17 protein-coding genes are annotated in these 19,045 nt (G+C 66.1%); 12 read left to right on the top strand and 5 right to left on the bottom strand.

The genetic code is table 11. The features are described 5' to 3' along the window. The first annotated feature begins 100 nt into the window (after positions 1-100). The 3 genes from ACQR1X_RS29980 (at position 101) to boxB (ending at position 4,257) form a co-directional block, all read left to right on the top strand. Positions 101-904, top strand: a complete 804-nt coding sequence (locus tag ACQR1X_RS29980) for an alpha/beta fold hydrolase (RefSeq protein ID WP_434900170.1) — start codon at positions 101-103, stop codon at positions 902-904. Positions 905-999: 95 nt separating this feature from the next. Then, the gene (boxC, locus tag ACQR1X_RS29975) at positions 1,000-2,688 is read left to right on the top strand and encodes a 2,3-epoxybenzoyl-CoA dihydrolase (RefSeq protein WP_434900169.1); all 1,689 of its coding nucleotides are present in this window, start codon (positions 1,000-1,002) and stop codon (positions 2,686-2,688) included. 117 nt (positions 2,689-2,805) lie between these two features. Beyond that, positions 2,806-4,257: a benzoyl-CoA 2,3-epoxidase subunit BoxB gene (gene boxB, locus ACQR1X_RS29970; protein WP_434900168.1), complete on the top strand. Its 1,452-nt coding sequence runs from the start codon at positions 2,806-2,808 to the stop codon at positions 4,255-4,257. A 149-nt stretch (positions 4,258-4,406) separates the two neighbouring features. Here boxB and ACQR1X_RS29965 read toward each other — a convergent pair whose 3' ends face one another. After that, positions 4,407-5,216, bottom strand: a complete 810-nt coding sequence (locus ACQR1X_RS29965) for an SDR family oxidoreductase (RefSeq protein WP_316182009.1) — start codon at positions 5,214-5,216, stop codon at positions 4,407-4,409. 113 nt (positions 5,217-5,329) lie between these two features. Further along, positions 5,330-6,388, bottom strand: a complete 1,059-nt coding sequence (locus ACQR1X_RS29960; RefSeq protein WP_434838119.1) for a polysaccharide deacetylase family protein — start codon at positions 6,386-6,388, stop codon at positions 5,330-5,332. Between the two features lie 164 nt (positions 6,389-6,552). Here ACQR1X_RS29960 and ACQR1X_RS29955 point away from each other — a divergent pair, with 164 nt between their 5' ends. The 4 genes from ACQR1X_RS29955 (at position 6,553) to ACQR1X_RS29940 (ending at position 11,152) form a co-directional block, all read left to right on the top strand. Then, positions 6,553-7,947, top strand: a complete 1,395-nt coding sequence (locus tag ACQR1X_RS29955; protein ID WP_315801600.1) for an OmpA family protein — start codon at positions 6,553-6,555, stop codon at positions 7,945-7,947. A gap of 4 nt (positions 7,948-7,951) precedes the next feature. Next, on the top strand, positions 7,952-8,257 hold the full coding sequence (locus ACQR1X_RS29950; protein WP_315801599.1) for a hypothetical protein: 306 nt from the start codon (positions 7,952-7,954) through the stop codon (positions 8,255-8,257). 503 nt (positions 8,258-8,760) lie between these two features. Then, entirely contained in the window at positions 8,761-9,816 is a 1,056-nt protein-coding gene (locus tag ACQR1X_RS29945; protein ID WP_315751236.1) for a lysylphosphatidylglycerol synthase domain-containing protein, read from the top strand. A gap of 28 nt (positions 9,817-9,844) precedes the next feature. Next, positions 9,845-11,152 (top strand): ATP-binding protein, encoded by a 1,308-nt coding sequence (locus tag ACQR1X_RS29940; protein ID WP_434838117.1) that lies wholly within the window; start codon positions 9,845-9,847, stop codon positions 11,150-11,152. 120 nt (positions 11,153-11,272) lie between these two features. Here the strand turns inward: ACQR1X_RS29940 and ACQR1X_RS29935 are convergent, their stop codons facing one another. Beyond that, on the bottom strand, positions 11,273-11,788 hold the full coding sequence (locus ACQR1X_RS29935; protein WP_315717142.1) for a GcrA family cell cycle regulator: 516 nt from the start codon (positions 11,786-11,788) through the stop codon (positions 11,273-11,275). 478 nt (positions 11,789-12,266) lie between these two features. On the opposite strand from ACQR1X_RS29935, the gene ACQR1X_RS29930 reads away from it, so the two are divergent. From ACQR1X_RS29930 to ACQR1X_RS29920, 3 genes are all read left to right on the top strand, one after another. After that, on the top strand, positions 12,267-13,478 hold the full coding sequence (locus tag ACQR1X_RS29930; protein WP_434900167.1) for an aspartate aminotransferase family protein: 1,212 nt from the start codon (positions 12,267-12,269) through the stop codon (positions 13,476-13,478). 8 nt (positions 13,479-13,486) lie between these two features. Beyond that, on the top strand, positions 13,487-14,413 hold the full coding sequence (gene argF, locus ACQR1X_RS29925; protein ID WP_434900175.1) for an ornithine carbamoyltransferase: 927 nt from the start codon (positions 13,487-13,489) through the stop codon (positions 14,411-14,413). Positions 14,414-14,677: 264 nt separating this feature from the next. Then, positions 14,678-15,673 carry an Hsp33 family molecular chaperone gene (locus tag ACQR1X_RS29920; protein ID WP_316181999.1) on the top strand — a complete coding sequence of 332 codons (996 nt, stop codon included), beginning with the start codon at positions 14,678-14,680 and terminating at the stop codon, positions 15,671-15,673. 127 nt (positions 15,674-15,800) lie between these two features. Here the strand turns inward: ACQR1X_RS29920 and ACQR1X_RS29915 are convergent, their stop codons facing one another. Beyond that, entirely contained in the window at positions 15,801-16,346 is a 546-nt protein-coding gene (locus ACQR1X_RS29915; protein WP_316181998.1) for a TetR/AcrR family transcriptional regulator, read from the bottom strand. Between the two features lie 75 nt (positions 16,347-16,421). On the opposite strand from ACQR1X_RS29915, the gene ACQR1X_RS29910 reads away from it, so the two are divergent. Both ACQR1X_RS29910 and ACQR1X_RS29905 read left to right on the top strand, forming a co-directional pair. Then, a complete protein-coding gene (locus ACQR1X_RS29910) occupies positions 16,422-17,390 on the top strand; it encodes an NAD-dependent epimerase/dehydratase family protein (RefSeq protein ID WP_434900166.1) in 969 nt (322 codons plus the stop codon). Between the two features lie 193 nt (positions 17,391-17,583). Further along, positions 17,584-17,949, top strand: coding sequence for a hypothetical protein (locus tag ACQR1X_RS29905; protein WP_315801593.1), 366 nt, complete (start codon positions 17,584-17,586; stop codon positions 17,947-17,949). Positions 17,950-18,439: 490 nt separating this feature from the next. Here the strand turns inward: ACQR1X_RS29905 and apaG are convergent, their stop codons facing one another. Beyond that, positions 18,440-18,835, bottom strand: a complete 396-nt coding sequence (apaG, locus tag ACQR1X_RS29900; RefSeq protein WP_315801592.1) for a Co2+/Mg2+ efflux protein ApaG — start codon at positions 18,833-18,835, stop codon at positions 18,440-18,442. Positions 18,836-19,045: the final 210 nt, after the last annotated feature.

Below are 19,045 nucleotides of genomic sequence, written 5' to 3'. Positions count from 1 at the left end.
GCTCAAGACCGCAGAAGAATCCACGCCATGCACCATGTCCAGTCTGTCTGAACCGGACAGCCGTGGGTCAAGCCCGGGCATGACGAAGGAGAGAGTGACCGTGCAGCTTTCACCGAACGGCTTCCTCACCATCGACTCCGCCCAGCTCGAATATCGTCTCATCGGCCCGCAGCCGTCCGACGCCCCTTGCATCGTGCTGCTGCATGAAGGGCTGGGCTCGGTCGGCCTGTGGGGCGACTTCCCCGACAAGCTCCAACAGGCCACCGGCGCCTCCGTGCTTGCCTATTCCCGCGCCGGCTACGGCGCCTCGAGCCCGGTCACTCTGCCGCGCCCGCTCGACTACATGCAGCGCGAGGCGCGCGATGTGCTGCCGAAGCTGCTCGACGCGATCGGCTTCCGGCGCGGTCTTCTCGTCGGCCATTCCGACGGCGCCTCCATCGCGGCGATCTATGCCGGCAGCCACGCCGACCATCGCCTCCAGGGTATCGTGCTGATCGCGCCGCATGTCATCGTCGAGGACGTTTCGGTGTCGTCGATCGCCGCGATCAAGACCACTTACGAAACCACGGAGCTGCGCACCAGGCTCGGCCGCTGGCACAAGGACGTCGACAATGCGTTCCATGGCTGGAACGGCGCCTGGCTCGATCCGGCGTTCCGGACCTGGGACATCACGGCTGACCTCGCCTACATCCGCGTCCCCGTGGCCGTGATCCAGGGCGTCGATGACCAGTACGGCACCCTCCGCCAGGTCGAGATCCTCCAGGAGGAGTGCTACTGCCCGGTCGAGGTGACGATGCTGCCCAAGACCGGCCATTCCCCGCATCGCGAGGCGCCCGAGGCGACCCTGCGCGTTATCGCCGAGTTCGCCGCAGCCACCTTGCCGTCACCGGCATCACAAACATGAAACAAAGTGCATGTTCTGGCATTTAACGGTAGACGCCAGTCATAACATGAATTATTGTGCATCTCAACGATAAGCACTCCAACGAAGGGTGACTCATGGCCGGGGAAGACCGCGTGCTCGCGGAAGGCAAGACGTTCATCGATTTTCAGACCGATCCCTCCCGCTACAAACATTGGAAGCTCTCGATCGATGGCGACGTGGCGACGCTCGCCATGGATGTCGACGAGAATGGCGGCCTGTTCGAGGGCTACCAGCTCAAGCTCAATTCCTATGATCTCGGCGTCGACATCGAGCTTGCAGATGCCGTGCAGCGGCTGCGCTTCGAGCACCCGCAAGTGAAGGTCGTGGTGCTGCGCTCGGCCAAGCCGCGCGTGTTCTGCGCCGGCGCCAACATCCGCATGCTCGCGGGCGCGACCCACGCCCACAAGGTGAACTTTTGCAAGTTCACCAACGAGACCCGCAATGGCTTCGAGGATTCATCCGAGAATTCCGGCCAGCGCTTCATCACCGTGGTGAACGGCACCGCGGCCGGCGGCGGCTATGAGCTCGCGCTCGCCACCGATCACATCATCCTCGCCGATGACGGCTCGTCTTCAGTGTCGCTGCCGGAGGTGCCGCTGCTCGCGGTGCTGCCCGGCACCGGCGGCCTGACGCGCGTCGTCGACAAGCGCAAGGTGCGCCGCGACCGTGCGGACGCGTTCTGCACGACGGAGGAGGGCGTCAAGGGCAAGCGCGCCGTGCAATGGCGTCTCGTCGACGAGATCGCGCCGAACTCCAAGGTCGATGCCAAGGTCGCCGAGCGCGCCAGGGAGTTCGCGGCCGCATCCAAGCGCAACGGCAGCGGCAAGGGCGTCGCGCTCACGCCGCTCAAGCGCATCATTGACGCGAGCAGCGTGCGCTACGGCTTCGTCAATGTCGACATCGACCGCGCCGCCCGCATCGCCACCATCACGGTCTCAGCTCCCGAGGCCGCGCCGCCGGCCGACATCGACGGCATGATCGGGCAGGGCGCCTCGTTCTGGCCGCTGCAGGTCGCGCGCGAGCTCGATGACGCCATCCTGCATCTGCGCATCAACGAACTCGGCATCGCAATGCTGGTGTTCAAGTCGCAGGGCGAGAACTCCCAGGTCCTGGCCTACGACGCCTTCCTCGAAGCCAACAAGGCGCATTGGCTGGTCAACGAGATCAGGCACTATTGGAAGCGCGTGCTCAAGCGCATCGACGTCACGTCGCGCACGCTGGTGACGCTGGTCGAGCCCGGCTCGTGCTTCGCCGGCACCTTGGCCGAGCTCGTGTTCGCCTCCGACCGCTCCTACATGCTGATCGGCACCATCCAGGGCGACAACCGCCCGGCGCCTTCCATCGAATTGTCGGCGATGAATTTCGGTCCCTATCCGATGAGCCACGGTCTGACCCGGCTGCAGTCGCGCTTCCTCGACGATCCCAACGGGCTCGAGCGCGTGCACGAGCAGGTCGGCAAGCCGCTGGAGGCGGATGAGGCCGAGGAGCTCGGCCTCGTCACCTTCGCGCTCGACGATATCGACTGGGAGGACGAGATCCGCGTCTTCCTCGAGGAGCGCGCCAGCTTCTCGCCCGACAGTCTCACCGGCCTCGAGGCTAATCTGCGCTTCGCCGGTCCCGAGACGATGGAATCGAAGATCTTCGCTCGCCTGACCGCCTGGCAGAACTGGATCTTCCAGCGCCCCAACGCGGTCGGCGAGGAGGGCGCGCTCCGGCGCTACGGCACCGGCGAGCGGCCGCAATACGACATGACGCGCGTGTAGTTATCATCCGTCATGGCCGGGCTTGGCCCGGCCATGACGGGCTCATCGACACGAACGACGTGGATGCCCGGCACAAGGCCCGGCATGACCACCGGGAAGATTTCAGGGAGGCACGCCATGAACATGAACATCATGAACGTCGACTACTCGACCAAGATTCCGAACAACGTGAATCTCGCCGAGGACCGCCAGGTCCTGAAGGCGCTGGAAGGCTGGCATCCCGGCTATGTCGACTGGTGGAACGACATGGGCCCGGAAGGCTTCCAGCAGTCGCTCGTGTATCTGCGCACCGCTTATTCGGTCGATCCGCGCGGCTGGGCGAAGTTCGACTACGTCAAGATGCCGGACTATCGCTGGGGTATCCTGCTGGCCCCGCAGGAAGAGGATCGGAAGATTCCGTTCGGCGAGCATTATGGCGAGCCGGCGTGGCAGGAGGTCCCCGGCGAATACCGCGCGCTGATGCGCCGCCTGATCGTGATCCAGGGCGACACCGAGCCGGCCTCGGTCGAGCAGCAGCGCCATCTCGGCAAGACGGCGCCGTCGCTCTACGACATGCGCAACCTGTTCCAGGTCAACGTCGAGGAGGGCCGTCACCTCTGGGCGATGGTTTATCTGCTGCAGAAATATTTTGGCCGCGATGGCCGCGAGGAGGCCGACGAACTGCTGCGCCGCCGCTCGGGCGATGCGGACTCTCCGCGCATGCTCGGCGCCTTCAACGAGAAGACGCCGGACTGGCTGTCGTTCTTCATGTTCACCTACTTCACCGATCGCGACGGCAAGATGCAGCTGCACAGCCTCGCGCAGTCCGGCTTCGATCCGCTGTCGCGCACCTGCCGCTTCATGTTGACTGAAGAGGCGCACCACATGTTCGTCGGCGAGACCGGCGTCGGCCGCGTCATCCAGCGCACGGTCGATGCGATGCGCGCTGCCGGCATCGATGATCCCACCGACATCACACGCGTGCGCGCGCTCGGCGTGATCGACCTGCCGACCATCCAGAAGAAGCTGAACCTGCACTACACGCTGTCGCTCGACCTGTTCGGCTCGGAGGTCTCGACCAACGCGGCCAACGCCTTCAACGCCGGCATCAAGGGCCGCTATCACGAGACCCAGATCCAGGACGATCACCAGCTCAAGAACTCCACCTATCCGGTGCTCAAGCTGGTCGATGGCGAGATCAAGCGCGTCGACGAGCCGGCGCTGACCGCGCTCAACATGCGCCTGCGCGACGACTACTCGCAGGACTGCGTCAAGGGCCTGTTGCGCTGGAACAAGATCATCTCGACAGCCGGCTACGATTTCGAGCTGAAGCTGCCGCACACCGCCTTCCACCGTGCCATCGGCGAGTTCAAGGACGTCCATGCGACGCCCGACGGCATCCTGATCGACGAGGGCACGTGGGCGAAGCGCAAGGGCGACTGGCTGCCCTCGGCCGACGACGGCGCCTACATCGCCTCGCTGATGAAGCCCGTCACCGAGATCGGCGAATACGCGTCGTGGATCGCACCCCCGAAAGTCGGCATCGACAACAAGCCGGGTGATTTCGAGTACGTGAAGATCGAGACCTGAGACCTGGACCCGGTCTGTTCCCTCCCCCCTTGTGGGGGAGGGCTAGGGAGGGAAGCCGCGGAGACGGTCGTTCGTGGCTTACCCCCCTCTCCACCCCTCCCTCACAAGGGGGGAGGGAGCCGACCTTTCCTTGGGTTACTAATTCGGCCTCAACTATCCCAGCCCGCGCCTGGAATGCCGGGATTCGCGTAGACGATGCCGCCATCGACGGCGATCGTGTTTCCCACCACATAGTCGCCCGCCCGCGACGCCAGGAAGATCGCTGTCCCCGCCATGTCCTCGTCGGTGCCGATGCGGCCCGCGGGCACGCGCGCGGCGACCTCGTCGGCGTTGTCGCGCGCGGCCTTGTTCATGTCGGACTTGAACGGGCCCGGCGCGATCGCGGTGACCACGATGTGGTCCTTGATCAGCTTGGCGGCCATGCGCCGCGTCAGATGGATCAGGCCGGATTTGCTCGCCGCATAGGAATAGGTCTCGAGCGGGTTGACGAAGATGCCGTCGATCGAGGCGATGTTGATGACCTTCGCCGGCCGCTCGGCGCTGGCCGCCGCGCGCAACGGCGCCGCCAGCGCCTTGGTCAGGAAGAATGGCGTCTTGAGGTTGAGGTTCATCACCTTGTCCCAGCCGCTCTCGGGAAACTCATCGAAGTCGGCGCCCCAGGCGGCGCCGGCATTGTTGACGAGGATGTCGAGCCTGGGCTCGCGCGTCTTGATCTCGGCCGCGAGCATGTCGATACCCGCCATCGTCGAGATGTCGATCGGCAGCGCGATGCACTCGCCGCCATATTCCGCCGTCAGTGCCTTGGCAGTCTCCTCGCACGGACCGGCCTTTCGCGCCGTGATGTAGACCCGCGCTGCGCCCTGCGCGAGCAGCCCGGACGCGATCATCTTGCCGATGCCGCGCGAGCCGCCGGTGACGAGCGCGATGCGGCCTTCGAGCGAGAACAGGTTCTTGAGCATGGTGCCTCCCTTTTGCTTATGTCGTGCGCTTGTGTGCGGGACGCGCTGGCACTGTCAAGTGAGACGCAGTCGCAAGGATTTGCCGGAATTCATCGGGGGTGTGAAGACGCGGCCTATGCCGCGTCGATGCGGCGGAAGCCGTTCCACATCGCGGTCGCGGCGCCCGAGGTCAGCACCGGCAGCACGCGGGCGTCCTGGTAATGGCCGTTCAGCGAGACGCGCGACAGAGCCGTGAGATGATCGGCGCTTTCGGCGAAGATCATGCCGGGCCGGGTGGTGACGGCGGTCTTGTAGCCGCTCGCGGCCGCCAGCACGAATTCGCGCTGCGAGGCGGCGGCGCGGTCGCCGTAGGGGTAGGCCATGTGCAGCACAGGCCGCTGCAACTCGTTCTCGATCCGGGCACGGCTGTCGGCGATCTCGATGCGCGCCGTCTCCTCGGTCTGCTTGGCGAGATTGCAGTGACTGATCGAATGCGCGCCGATCGAGATCAATGGCTCCACCGACAGCGCCCGAAGCTCGTCCCAGGACAGGCAGAGCTCACGGCAGATCGACGCCTCGTCGACGTCGTAGCGCGCGCACAGCGCGCTGATCTCGCGCCGGACGTCGTGTTCGCCCGGCAGTGCGCGCAGCCAGTCGTGCAGGCGCTGGAACGTCACGCATTTGGCTGCCGGCGTCGATGCATCGAGCTGCAACGACAGCCCGCCGATCTTGATGTCGATCGCGTTGGTCTTCGCGACCAGCCGCTCCAGCGTCACCCACCAGAGCCGGCCGTTTCCGGACGCGAAATCGGTGGTCACATAGATCGTGAACGGCGCATCGAACTCGCGCATGACAGGCAGCGCGAAGTCGCGGTTGTCGCGATAGCCGTCGTCGAAGGTGAAGCAGGCAAAGCGGCGCGAGAAGTCCTTCGCCACCAGCCGGCTGTGCAACTCGTCGAGAGTGATGATCTCGATGTCGTGGTCGCGCAGGTGCGACAACATCTCGCGCAGGAAATCCGGCGTGACCTCGAGGTGACAATTGGGCTGGAAATCGGCGTCGCGGTGCGGCCGCACATGATGCAGCGTATAGATCGCACCCACGCCCGAGAAGATCGGGCGCAGCCAGACATGCGCGCCGCTCAGATACAGCGCTTCCAGGCCGGCACGGATAAAGGTTTTGCGAAATCGCCTCATCTGAAACATGCGGCCCGGTGAGTGTCGGGACAAGGTTACCGACGAATGATTGAAGAAAACCTTAGCCTGCGGTCGCAACGTACCGTGCGGCGCTCCTCATTTCCGGTTTGACAGGCATGCAAGGGTTTGTTTTCTCTCTGCTTCCTCGATGCGACGGATGACGAATGCGCGGACTTTTCAGGTGGAGCGGGAAATGGTGGCCTGGTGTCATCCCGCTGATCGTGCTTTGGGGCTTCGCGGCCTGGACCAGCACCGTTCCCCTGGAGAATGATCTCGCCGGTCGCAGTGCGGCCGCCCTGAAGGGGGCGGTGCTCGACAGGACGAGCATCACGGTGGATGGCCGCGATGTCTCGCTGCGCGCCAATGCATTTTCCGAGGCCGGGCGCCGCGATGCCGTCGCCGCGGTCGACGCCGTGGCCGGCGTGCGGCTCGTCAACGACGAGACCCGGCTGGTCCCCGAGGCCAAGCCGTTCGTCTGGTCGGCCGAGCGTGACGTCGTCCGGGTGACGCTGGGGGGCAGCGCGCCGTTGCCCGCCTTGAAGGGCAAGCTGATGGACGCGACCCGGGCGGCGCTGCCGGGCGTGGAGGTCGCTGACCAGATGGGCCTGGCGCGCGGCGCGCCGGCGCGCTTCGAGGATGCGGCGCTGCTGCTGATCGGCCAGATCGCCAAGCTGAAGGACGGCAAGTTCACGATCTCCGACGGCGACGTCACATTGTCCGGCATGGCGCGCGAACTCGGCGGCCGCGAGGCGATCGCGGCCGCGCTCGGAAAGCTGCCTGACGGCTTCAAGGTCGCCAGCAACGAGGTCAAGGCGCCGCCCTATGTCTTCCAGGCCTACAAGGACCCGGTCGCGGTGACCGTGACGCTCGCCGGCAACGTTCCAGACGAGAACATCCACGCCGTCGTCATCGGCTCCTCATCGCGCAAATTCTTCAGCGAGAAGGTCGTGGACAATCTCAAGAACAGCCTCGGCGCGCCGGCCAATTTCGTGAATGCGGTGGTGCCGGCGCTGGGCGCCTTGTCGCGGCTGTCGACCGGCACGCTGGTGGTGTCCGACCGCGACATCAAGATTTCGGGTGATGCGCTTTACGACGCCGCCGCCGCCCAGATCCGGACCGGGCTCGCCAAGGACGTGCCGCAGGGCTGGCAAGTGAAGGCCGAGATCACGGTGAAGCCGGCAGCCGCCCCGGTCGATCCCACGGTGTGCCAGCAGCTGTTTTCCGACCTGCTCGGCAAGGCCAAGATCCGCTTCGAGACCGGCCGCAGCGACCTCGACCGCGATTCCACCGGTCTGCTCGACCGCCTCGTCGAGATCGCGTTCCGCTGCCCCTCCGCCAATGTCGAGATCATCGGGCACACCGATGCTGAAGGCGACTCTGCGGCCAATCAGGTGCTGTCGCAGAAGCGCGCCCAGGCGGTCGTCGATTATCTGGTCAAGGCCGGGCTGCCGGCCGATCGTTTCAGCGCGATCGGCTATGGCAGCACCCAGCCGATCGCCGCCAACGACACCGCCGACGGCCGGGCGCAGAACCGGCGCATCGAATTCGTGGTGAGGTAACGTCATGGCCTATCTCGTTGCCTTTCACTGGGGCTGGCTGGCCGGCGCATTCGCCATCGGGCTGGCGATGGGCTGGGTCGCCGTGGTGCATCGCGCCCCGCGCGTGTCGGGCTGGCTGACCTGGCTGCTGGCGGCGCTGGCCGCCGGCCTGGTCGCGGCGGCCGTGGTCTCCCTGATCCCCGGCCGGGCCGGCTACTGGCTCGAGCTGTTGCTGATCATGTTCGTGCCCTACCTCGTCGGCTGCGCCATCGGCACCTGGCTGCGGGCGCTGGTGGTGATCCGCAGCATGCGGACGAAATCGGCGGCCTGAAACCGCCCGCACCGGGCTGCACCCGACGCCACCTGCCGAGACTGCGGCGGGCGCGCCCACCGTCCGCGTGCCCAGGTCATCGCAACTGCGAGACACGAAGGTTTGACGAGGCGCGAACCTGTCAAACGCGCAGCTCGCGCTTATCGTTGAGCCATGCCGACCCGCCGAGCCATGGGGCGCCCCGGAAAGCCCGGAGATCCGCGTTCCTCACCAAAGTTTAACCTGGGGTTTGCAGGCTGGCGGGAGCGTGCGCTGACCCGCCGTCCTGCATGATGCCTTGCCTGACGTCTTTGCCTGATGTCTTGCCTCATGTGCGGCAAAACGGTGCATCGCATTTCCGTAAAGCCTGCTAAGTATATCCATGTGTACGCTTTTGTTCGCACGCTCCGTGTTCCCCAATGCGTCGAAACGCGCTACGAGGGCGTTGTATGCGCACATGATGCTGCGGCCTCCGGGGCCCGGCGTCCCCGGCCGTCGTGATCGGATCACGGTGAGAGGTGTAGATGCTTGAAGCCATACGCAGAGCGGCCACGTTCCTGCGCGAGAAGCAAGTCCTGCACAAGCTCGGCGTGCTGATCAGCATCGCGGTGATCGCGGTCGCCTGCTACGTCCTCTACCACATGCTGCGCGGCATCGACACCTACGAGGTGCTCGAGGCGATCAAGAGCACGGAGCCGCATCAGATCGCGCTCGCCGCGCTGTTCGTCGCCGCCGGCTATTTCACGCTGACCTTCTACGATCTGTTCGCGGTGCGCGCCATTGGCCACGACCACGTGCCCTACCGCGTCAACGCGCTGGCCGCCTTCACCAGCTATTCGATCGGCCACAATGTCGGCGCCAGCGTCTTCACCGGCGGTGCCGTGCGCTACCGCGTCTATTCGGCTCATGGGCTGAACGCCATCGACGTCGCCAAGATCTGCTTCCTTGCCGGCCTGACGTTCTGGCTCGGCAATGCCGCCGTGCTCGGGCTCGGCATCAGCTATCATCCGGAGGCCGCGGCCTCGATCGACCAGCTGCCGCCCTGGGTCAACCGCATGGTGGCGATCGCGATCCTGGTCGGCCTGTTGGGGTATGTCGCCTGGGTATGGACCAAGCCGCGCGTGGTCGGCCGCGGGCCGTGGACCGTGGTGCTGCCGAGCGGCCCGCTGACCCTGTTGCAGATCGCGATCGGCATCATCGACCTCGGTTTCTGCGCGCTGGCGATGTACGTACTGGTGCCGGACGAGCCCAATCTCGGCTTCGTCGTGGTGGCCGTGATCTTCGTCTCGGCAACCCTGCTCGGCTTCGCCAGCCATTCCCCCGGCGGGCTCGGCGTGTTCGACGCCGCGATGCTGGTCGGGCTGTGGCAGATGGACCGCGAGGAGCTGCTGGCCGGAATGCTGCTGTTCCGGATGCTGTATTATTTGGCGCCGTTCCTCATTTCTGTAATCTTGCTGACGTTTCGCGAGGTTATCATCAGCACGCGGTCGAAGCGGCTGCGGCAGGCCGCGCTCAGCCTCGATCCGGGCCCCCCGCCCGAAGCCGCTTTTGTGAGGAAACGCAGCGATTCCGGTGCCTGACGCCAGTTCAAGGGAACAATCGGACCAGATGGCCCTCGACGCTCCCTCCGACACCTCGCTCTCGATCTTCACCCCCTGGCCGGACCGGCTGCGCCATTCCGCGATCATCCTGCTCGCTGCGGCGCTCGCGCTTGTCGGGCTCGTGCTGCTGGACGAGCTGCTGCCGCTGCGGGCCCTGGCGGTATTCCTGTGCATTGCCGCCGCCGCCCTGGTGCCGTGGCGGCTGCATGGCGCGGTCGCCAAGCGCGAGGAGGAGCGCCACGCCAACCCGGTCGAGGCGCCGGCCGTGAGCGCGGTGGTCGAGGGCATCCCCGATCCCGCCGTGCTGCTCGACCGCGCCGGCCGCGTCATCCACCTCAATGCCGCCGCCGCGCAGCTCGCGCCGGCCCTGCGCAAGGGCGAGCTCGCCCAGTTCGCGCTGCGTACGCCGGAGATCATCACCGCGCTGCGCGAGGCGATCGCCACCACCGAGATCCGTCGCGCCACCTATCACGATCACGTTCCGGTCGATCGCTGGATGGAGCTGATCATCACGCCGGTGCCGGTGCCGACGGCGTTCGGCGGCACCGACAAATGCATGCTGATGACGTTCCACGATCTAACCCCGCTGCGCCGGGTCGAGGAAATGCGCGCCGACTTCGTCGCCAATGCGAGCCACGAGCTGCGCACGCCGCTGGCGGCGCTCTCGGGCTTCATCGACACGCTGCAGGGGCCGGCGAAGGACGATCCGAAGGCGCGCGAGCGCTTCCTCGGCATCATGCACATCCAGGCGACGCGCATGGCGCGGCTGATCGACGATCTCCTGTCGCTGTCGCGGGTGGAGCTGTCGGCGCATGTCCAGCCCCACGCCATGGTCGACGTCGTCCCCATCATCCGCCAGGTCACCGACGGGCTGGAGTCGCTGGCCAGGGAGCGCCAGGTGGTGATCGAGACCAGCCTGCCGGAGGCGCCGGTGACGATCGCCGGCGACCGCGAGGAATTGCTGCGCGTGTTCGAGAACCTGATCGAGAACGCGCTGAAATACGGCGCCTCGGGCGGGCGCGTGATCGTCTCGCTGGAGCAGGCCGTCTCCGCCGAGAACGCGCCGGAGATCCGGGTCAAGGTGCGCGATTTCGGTCCGGGCATCGCGCCCGAGCATCTGCCGCGCCTGACCGAGCGCTTCTATCGCGTCGACGTCGGCGACAGCCGCGCGCAGGGCGGCACCGGGCTCGGCCTCTCCCTGGTGAAGCACATCCTCAACCGCCATCGCGGCCGGCTGCTGATCGAGAGCGTGCCGCGCAATGGCGCCGCCTTCACGGCCTGCTTTCCGCAGTCGAAGCCCGCGCGGGGCGCCTGATCGGCGGGCGCATCCTGCGGCCCGGCGCAGGCCGGGCACACGTCATCGATCGTTCTGAGTAAGCAGCCGGAGATCGCGGGGCGATGTGGAGCATCCTCATCGCCTGTCGCGGCCAACCGCTCAGCGCGTGGTCGACTTCGCCGGCTGGCGGCGGCGGTCGGCCGCGGGCTGATAGGCGACACGCGAATGCTGTGCGCAATAGGGCAGGCCGGACAGCGCCTTGCCGCCGCAGAAGAAGAAATCCGCGCTCGAGGGATCGCCGACCGGCCAGTGGCAGGTCGCCTCGTTGAGCTCCAGCAGCGACAGCCGCTGGTTCATCGGCACGACGTTGTCGAATGCAACCGGATCGGGCTCCGCCTCGACCTCGAAAACCTGTGCGAGCGCCGTGTTGCCGCGCGCAACCGGGCGCGCCACCCGCATCATCGGCTGGGCCGGGCGGGCCGCCTTGCGCTGGCGCGGTGCCGCGGTGGCCGGGCTCTTGGCGCGGCCGGACAGGCCCAGCCGGTGCACCTTGCCGATCACGGCGTTGCGCGTCACGTTTCCGAGTTCCGCGGCGATCTGGCTGGCCGATAGTCCGGCTTCCCAGAGTTTTTTCAGTTGCTCGACGCGATCGTCGGACCAGGTCAATACGGTCATCGAACCTTTCCCTTCGCGTTGCGCCGGCCAATTCCGGGACGGCGCTGCGATGCTGTCTCAAGAAAATCCCTGGCGGCAGAATCCCTTATCCCTCGCCGGGCGCGCACGAGGCACCCGGACGTTACGCAAACTCAGAGAACTTCGAGAGGGATCAGAACTGCCGCACGAGATGTCGTACTCGACGTCGAAAACGCTACAATATGGCGTGACTCTCGCGCAAGAGTCGGTGGCCGCAGTCCACACATTCCGTGGTTCCCTGTGGCACGTCTCGAGCCGTGTCGTGCGTCCGCAATCTCACGGGCCGGCCCCGCCATGCATCGGCTGACGCGTAGTTGACTCCCACCGCTGCCCGCATACAATAGATGTACGTGCCGCCTTGAAAAGGCGGCACATTTTGTTTTCCAGGGTGGGGTCCCTGATGCGCGATGGCGCCGCGTGGCGCGTGTCTCGGCCGGCCCGTCAGCTCATGTGATCCGCCATGACCAGTGTTGCCGCTACGCATCTCCTCCCCGTATTCGCCCGGGTCGATCTTTCGTTCGAGCGCGGCGAAGGCGCGTGGCTGATCGCGACCAATGGCGATCGCTATCTCGATTTCACCTCGGGCGTCGCCGTCAATTCGCTCGGCCATGCGCACCCGCATCTGGTCAAGGCGCTGCAGGAACAGGCGGCCAAGCTCTGGCACATGTCGAACCTGTTCAAGAGCCCGGATGGCGAGCGCCTCGCCGCGCGGCTGTGCGAGCAGAGCTTTGCCGACTACGTGTTCTTCGCCAATTCCGGCGCCGAGGCGATGGAAGGCGCGATCAAGATCACGCGCAAATATCACGCCGCCAAGGGCCATCCCGAACGCTACCGTATCATCACCTTCGAAGGCGCGTTCCACGGCCGCACGCTGGCGACGCTCGCCGCGACAGGTTCCGCGAAATATCTCGACGGCTTCGGTCCGCCGATGGACGGCTTCGATCAGGTTCCGTTCGGCGACATCGAAGCGGTGAAGAAGGCAATCGGTCCGCACACCGCCGGCATCCTGGTCGAGCCGGTGCAGGGCGAAGGCGGCGTGCGCACCGCGCCGCTGCCGTTCTACAAGGCGCTGCGCCAGCTCTGCGACGACAATGGTCTGTTGCTCGTCATCGACGAGGTCCAGACCGGCATGGGCCGCACCGGCGATCTGTTTGCGCATCGCTGGCTCGGCGTCACGCCGGACGTGATGTCGCTGGCCAAGGCGCTCGGCGGCGGCTTTCCCATCGGCGCCGTGCTCGCCACGGCCGAGGCCGCGTCGGGCATGACGCCGGGCTCGCACGGCTCGACCTTCGGCGGCAATCCGCTGGCGGTCGCCGCGGCCAACGCCGTGCTCGACGTGATGCTGGCGCCCGGCTTCTTCGATCACGTCCGCAGGATGTCGCTGCTGTTGAAGCAGAAGCTTGGTGCCGTCCTCGATCGTCATCCCGACATCATCTCCGAGATCCGCGGCGAGGGCCTTCTGATCGGCGTCAAGGCGGTGGTGCCGTCGGGCGATCTGGTCGCGGCGCTGCGCGATCAGAAGCTGCTCACGGTGGGCGCCGGCGACAACGTCGTGCGCTTTCTGCCGCCGCTGATCGTCAACGAATCCGAAATCGAACAATCGGTCGAGATGCTCGATCGCGCCTGTGCGGCGCTGTCGGGCAAGCCTGCCAGGCAGGCGGCCACATCATGAGCAAGACCATGGGCAATACGCCGCGTCATTTCCTCGATCTCACCGAGATGCCGGTCGAGGAGCTGCGCAACGTGCTGGCGCTGTCCAGCGCGATGAAGAAGACCTTGAAGGCGCGCGAGCCGGCGAAGAAGCCGCTCGAGGGCAAGGTGCTGGCGATGATCTTCGACAAGCCGTCGACCCGCACCCGCGTGTCGTTCGACGTCGGCATGCGCCAGCTCGGCGGCGAGGCGATCATGCTGACCGGCACCGAGATGCAGCTCGGCCGCGGCGAGACCATCGCCGACACCGCGCGCGTGCTGTCGCGCTATGTCGACGCCATCATGATCCGCATCCTCAGCCACGAGGCGCTGCTCGAGCTCGCCGCGCACGCCACCGTGCCGGTGATCAACGGCCTGACCCGGCGCTCGCATCCCTGCCAGGTGATGGCCGACGTGATGACCTTCGAGGAGCATCGCGGTTCGATCGAGGGCCGCACCGTGGCCTGGACTGGCGACGACAACAACGTGCTGGCCTCCTGGGCGCATGCCGCCGAGCGCTTCAAGTTCCGGCTCAACGTCGCCACCCCGCCGCAGCTGTCGCCGGGCAAGCCGATGAAGGATTTCATCCGCGCAACCAAGGCCGACATCCATCTCGGCCACGACCCGGAAGTGGCCGTGGCGAATGCCGACTGCGTCGTCACCGACACCTGGGTGTCGATGGGCGACAAGGACGGCGAGCACCGCCACAACCTGCTCAAGCCCTATCAGGTCAACGCCAAGCTGATGTCGCTGGCCAAGCCAGAGGCGCTGTTCATGCACTGCCTGCCCGCCCACCGCGGCGAGGAGGTCACCGACGAGGTGATCGACGGCCCGCAGTCCGTCGTCTTCGACGAAGCTGAAAACCGCCTGCACGCCCAGAAGGGCATCCTGGCGTGGTGCTTCGGCGAGCGGGCGTAGGGTTCGACGGCGCCACACCACCGGTGTCGTCCCGGCCTTGAGCCGGGACCCATACCGCGTGATCGAACTGGTTTGCAGCGGTGGCCGTTGCTCTGCTTAGTTGTCGGGATCGTGGTTCGTTCGTCAAGGCCTGGTGTGGGCTGCAAGACGAGTGACTACTACCGACGTCCCTCGATAGCATCCGCGGTATGGGTCCCGGCTCAAGCCGGGACGACAGTCGGGGGGTGCCCTTCCATTCGTGCCAAAAAACCCCAAATACGCCCCATGACAGCCAATCCCCCCGCTACCAACATCAACCTCGACACCAGCCGCGCGCCCTCGGCGGTGCCGGTCGACGACGCCGTGCTGCCGTTCGAAGTCGCGGCGCTCGATCTGCGCGGGCGGCTGACCCGCATGGGCCCGGCGCTCGACGACATCCTCACCAAGCACGCTTATCCCGCGCCCGTGGGCAAGCTGCTCGGCGAAGCCATCGTGCTGACGACCCTGCTCGGCTCCTCGCTGAAGTTCGACGGTCGCTTCATCCTGCAGACCCAGACCGATGGTCCGGTCTCGTTTCTGGTTGTCGACTTCCAGGCGCCCGACCGGTTGCGCGCTTACGCACGCTATGACGAGGCGCGGCTCTCGGAAGCGAAGGACTCCGGCGGCCTGCTCGGCAAGGGCCATCTGGCGATGACCATCGACCAGGGCGCCGACATGAGCCGCTACCAGGGCCTCGTCGCGCTCTCCGGCGGCAGCCTGGAGGAGGCCGCGCACGAATACTTCCTCCGCTCCGAGCAGATCCCCACGCGGGTGCGCCTCGCTGTCGGCGAGGAGTGGAGCGGCGGCAAGCACCGCTGGCGCGCCGGCGGCCTGCTGACGCAATTCCTGCCGCAGGCGCCCGAGCGCCTGCGCCAGGCCGATCTGCATCCCGGCGATGCGCCGGAGGGTACCGAGCTGCACGCGGTCGAGGAAGACGAGGCCTGGATCGAGGGTCAATCGCTGGTCGCGACAGTCGAGGATATCGAGCTGATCGACCCGGCGCTGTCCGGCGAGCGGCTGCTGTATCGCCTGTTCCACGAGCGCGGCGTGCGCGTGTTCGACACCGTGCCGCTGCAGGCGCGCTGCTCCTGCTCGCGCGACGCGGTCGCCAACATGCTGAAGAGCTTCTCGTCCCAGGACCGCGCCGACATGGTCAAGGACGACAAGGTCGTCGTCACCTGCGAGTTCTGCTCCTCGGTCTATCAGTTCACCCCGCACGAGGCGGGCGTGACGGAGAACTAGGCCGTCGATTCACGACGCGACGGCCCGGCAGGAGTGATTGGACGGCCGGCGATGCGCCAGCGAGCGATGCCGCAAGGCGTGATGCGCAACAGGGCGCCGGATCGTGACGCGATGGGATGGAGTCGCATTACTGATCAGTTCGCACAAACCTCGCGACAAGCGCCTCCAGCAATATGTCACTCGACCGCTTGATCTCGGCGGCCGGCACGTCCTGCAAGAACAGGGTCAGAACGCCGTTCGAAGCCGCCCAGATCGTTCGTGACGCGGTGTCCACGTCGGTCGTCAAACGCCCTTGGGCTTCAAGCCGCTCGACCACCGCCCGCATGAGTCCGAAAGCCTCTCTGGACGCGCCTGGGTCCGACCGGGTTTGATCGATCATCATGCGGAACAATTTTGGTCGTTCGAGTGCGAAAGCGATCCAGCCGTTCCAGCCGCGCTTCAGATCGGCGAGGGCGTCAGCGGTGTGACGGTTGGTCCGCTTCTGTGTCATGAACGTCTCGACCCCCCGCAAGACCAGGGCACGCAGCAATCCGCTCTTGTCACCGAAGTGGTGATAGAGCGTTGGCGCGGTGACGCCCGCCGCTTGGCACACCGCCCGCGTCGTCACGGCTTCGGGGCCCTGCCGTTCCAGGATTTCAGCGGCGGCGGATAGAATCTGATCTTCGGTCGACATCGACAGTCCCTGACGGATCTTGCATTGGCCTATAGCGGTGCTATATGAGTGCTATAGCAACGCTATAGAGGTAGCATGAAAAATGTCTTTGTCACAGGCGGCTCCGGCTTCGTCGGCAAGCGCCTCATCGCGCGGTTGCGGGAGATGAATGTGCGAGTGGTCGCGCTGGTTCGCAGCGACGAGGCGGCGGCGGCCGTCGAGGGCCCGGGTGTCGTGACCCGTTGGGGCGACCTTCAGGATGAGATGGCGCTGACCGAGGGTATGCAAGGGTGCGACACGGTCTTTCACGTGGCCGGGCACTTGAGCGAGTGGGACCCTCATGCGCTGTTTCGCGAGGCCAATGTTGACGGCACGCGCAAGATGCTGGCCGCCGCCAAGGCGGCTGGCGCATCGACATTTGTCGCCGCCGGAGCCGCCGCGGTGGTGATGGGACGTCCGAAGCCGATGAGGGACGTCAGCGAGGATGCGACGCTGCAAAGGCCGTCCTGGGCGCCCTACATCGCGACCAAGGCGGACGCCGACCAGATGGTGCGGCAGGCCAACACGGCTGCGTTTCGCACGATCGTGGTCCGGCCGCCGCTGATCTGGGGCGAGGGGATGCCGATGCTCGATGCCATGGTCGAAACCGCGAGGGCAGGTCATTTCGCGCTGCCCGACGGCGGTGGACAGCTCATGTCCACGAGCCACGTCGACAATGTCGTCGCATGCCTGCTATTGGCGGCCGAAAAAGGCCGGGGCGGGCAGGCCTACCATGTCACCGACGGGCAGGCCGGCACGCTCAAGCAGGTGATCACCGATCTGCTCGGCACCCGGGACGTTCCCCCCATCCAACGATCCGCACCGTTCGGCATCGCCTGGCGCATGGCGGCCGTCATGGAGACCGTCTGGCGCATGTTTCATCTGCGCTCCAAGCCGCCGATCACGCGCCAGACACTGCGCATGATCGGCCAGGATTTCACGCTCGACATCAGCAAGGCGCGAAGCGACCTCGGCTACACCCCGGTCGTGACCTGGGCCGAAGGCATCGCGCGCATGCGGGGATGATCGAAGGGCGTCGCGCTGGCGGCACGGTGGCCCCGACGGCGCCTCCGAGCGTGATCGCGTTCCCACGATCGCGAGCGGTGGTCGCGGGCGGTGGGCACGGCGCCGTGCACTTGTGCCTCTATCGTCGGGCCTCCAAGTGCCTTTTGCCCGCCCTATGGTCCGGTGCTTCGTCGCTATTAGTTCATCCTGGATCGTGCCGACCGCACTGCCCGTCGCGCTCCTTTGTCGCAGCAACAAACAACTTGTGTCGTCGGGCAAATCACTGGCACATTTCCGCGCGTCTCTGCTGCCGCATGAGGGGCGTTTCGCGACCGTCACGAACCGTTGGCAGTGGGATGCGATGGGCGTGTATTGCCGCAGCGTGGATCAGTCCGCGCGGACGAACGGCGATGCACGCACGGTCAAGTCGCGCGGTCCTGATATCCCGACGCTGATATCAACTCACGCCGGAGCTTTCGCTTCGCGTGGGGATGGTGGCCAGAAAGCACGGCGCACCAGGGAGAACGCGAAGCAGCCGTTAAAACCGATCGCGCAGGGAGGGCCGGGTCGTTCCGGCTGAACCTGTGGTACCTGCCGCCTGCATTCTTTTCGCAGGCGGGCCACGGGCCTCAGCCGAGGCCCGGCCTTCCCTGCGCCCTCTGCTTTGAGAGGGCGAACGAATCGACAAAGCTCGGGCGCGGGATGCGTCGCGAGAACGCGAAGTGCTGTGACGTCAGTCAGAGAGGGGCGGTGTGACGCAATCTCGCTTCGACAGAAATGGTTTCGTCCCCGCCTAGTGCGCAATTGCGCACGTCGCGCGGGGAACCATAACCACAGGGTCTTGTGGTGAAACGGCATCGTCGCTCCAGCCGTCGCCAAACTGCACACTGTGGTTATGGGTCCCGGGTCGGCGCATCCGCCAACGCTGGCGCGTTGTCGGACGCTTGCCCGGGACGACAGCTGAGCAGAAGTCAGCGGGTGTGCCGGGCCGATACGCGATGAACGTTGAAAGCCAAGTACAAAAATGCGGGTGCACGATCGGTCATCAGCCGAACCAAGTGCACGCTCGGCTAATTCAACACCCGCTTGCCGCCGTCCGGGCTGTCGAGCGAAAACGCCGGCACGGCGATGTCGAAGTGCTCGCCGCTCTCGCTCTCCATCTGGTAGGAGCCGGCCATGAAGCCGGACGCGGTGGTGAGCGGCACGCCGGAGGTGTATTCGAAGCGCTCTCCTGGCGCGAGCACCGGCTGCTCGCCGACCACGCCCTCGCCGCGCACCTCCTGCTGCCGGCCGATCCCGTCGGTGATGATCCAGTGGCGGCTGCGCAGCCGCACCGTCTCCTCCCCGCTGTTGGTGATGACGACGGTATAGGACCAGAACCAGCGGCCATCGGCCACCGACGACTTCTCAGGCAGGAAGTTCGGTTCGACGGTCACTTCGATGTGGCGAGTCACGGCGCGATACATGGTGGCATTGTAGCGGAAACCCGCGCCGGAACCAATCGCGACGCCATCGTGCTTTCAACACAGTTCCGCATTATGGCACCAGAATCGCGGACTCTGTCGGCCGTACGCGCGGTCCGTTCCTTGGACTCGGATCGGGCGCGGCCGGCAGACCCTGGCGGCGATCGACCTGTCCTGCGTCGTGCGATCGCCCACCAGCTGGCCGCCAAGGTC

Source organism: Bradyrhizobium sp. HKCCYLRH3073, from assembly GCF_051167995.1.
In the GTDB taxonomy this organism is placed as follows: Bacteria; Pseudomonadota; Alphaproteobacteria; order Rhizobiales; family Xanthobacteraceae; genus Bradyrhizobium.
This window is presented reverse-complemented; position numbering and strand designations above follow the sequence as displayed.

Coding starts and splice junctions, on each gene's coding strand:
- boxC (WP_434900169.1), top strand. CDS start 1,000: ATGGCCGGGGAAGACCGCGTGCTCGCGGAAGGCAAGACGTTCATCGAT.
- boxB (WP_434900168.1), top strand. CDS start 2,806: ATGAACATGAACATCATGAACGTCGACTACTCGACCAAGATTCCGAAC.
- ACQR1X_RS29965 (WP_316182009.1), bottom strand. CDS start 5,216: ATGCTCAAGAACCTGTTCTCGCTCGAAGGCCGCATCGCGCTCGTCACC.
- ACQR1X_RS29960 (WP_434838119.1), bottom strand. CDS start 6,388: ATGAGGCGATTTCGCAAAACCTTTATCCGTGCCGGCCTGGAAGCGCTG.
- ACQR1X_RS29955 (WP_315801600.1), top strand. CDS start 6,553: ATGCGCGGACTTTTCAGGTGGAGCGGGAAATGGTGGCCTGGTGTCATC.
- ACQR1X_RS29950 (WP_315801599.1), top strand. CDS start 7,952: ATGGCCTATCTCGTTGCCTTTCACTGGGGCTGGCTGGCCGGCGCATTC.
- ACQR1X_RS29945 (WP_315751236.1), top strand. CDS start 8,761: ATGCTTGAAGCCATACGCAGAGCGGCCACGTTCCTGCGCGAGAAGCAA.
- ACQR1X_RS29940 (WP_434838117.1), top strand. CDS start 9,845: ATGGCCCTCGACGCTCCCTCCGACACCTCGCTCTCGATCTTCACCCCC.
- ACQR1X_RS29935 (WP_315717142.1), bottom strand. CDS start 11,788: ATGACCGTATTGACCTGGTCCGACGATCGCGTCGAGCAACTGAAAAAA.
- ACQR1X_RS29930 (WP_434900167.1), top strand. CDS start 12,267: ATGACCAGTGTTGCCGCTACGCATCTCCTCCCCGTATTCGCCCGGGTC.
- argF (WP_434900175.1), top strand. CDS start 13,487: ATGGGCAATACGCCGCGTCATTTCCTCGATCTCACCGAGATGCCGGTC.
- ACQR1X_RS29920 (WP_316181999.1), top strand. CDS start 14,678: ATGACAGCCAATCCCCCCGCTACCAACATCAACCTCGACACCAGCCGC.
- ACQR1X_RS29915 (WP_316181998.1), bottom strand. CDS start 16,346: ATGTCGACCGAAGATCAGATTCTATCCGCCGCCGCTGAAATCCTGGAA.
- ACQR1X_RS29910 (WP_434900166.1), top strand. CDS start 16,422: ATGAAAAATGTCTTTGTCACAGGCGGCTCCGGCTTCGTCGGCAAGCGC.
- apaG (WP_315801592.1), bottom strand. CDS start 18,835: ATGTATCGCGCCGTGACTCGCCACATCGAAGTGACCGTCGAACCGAAC.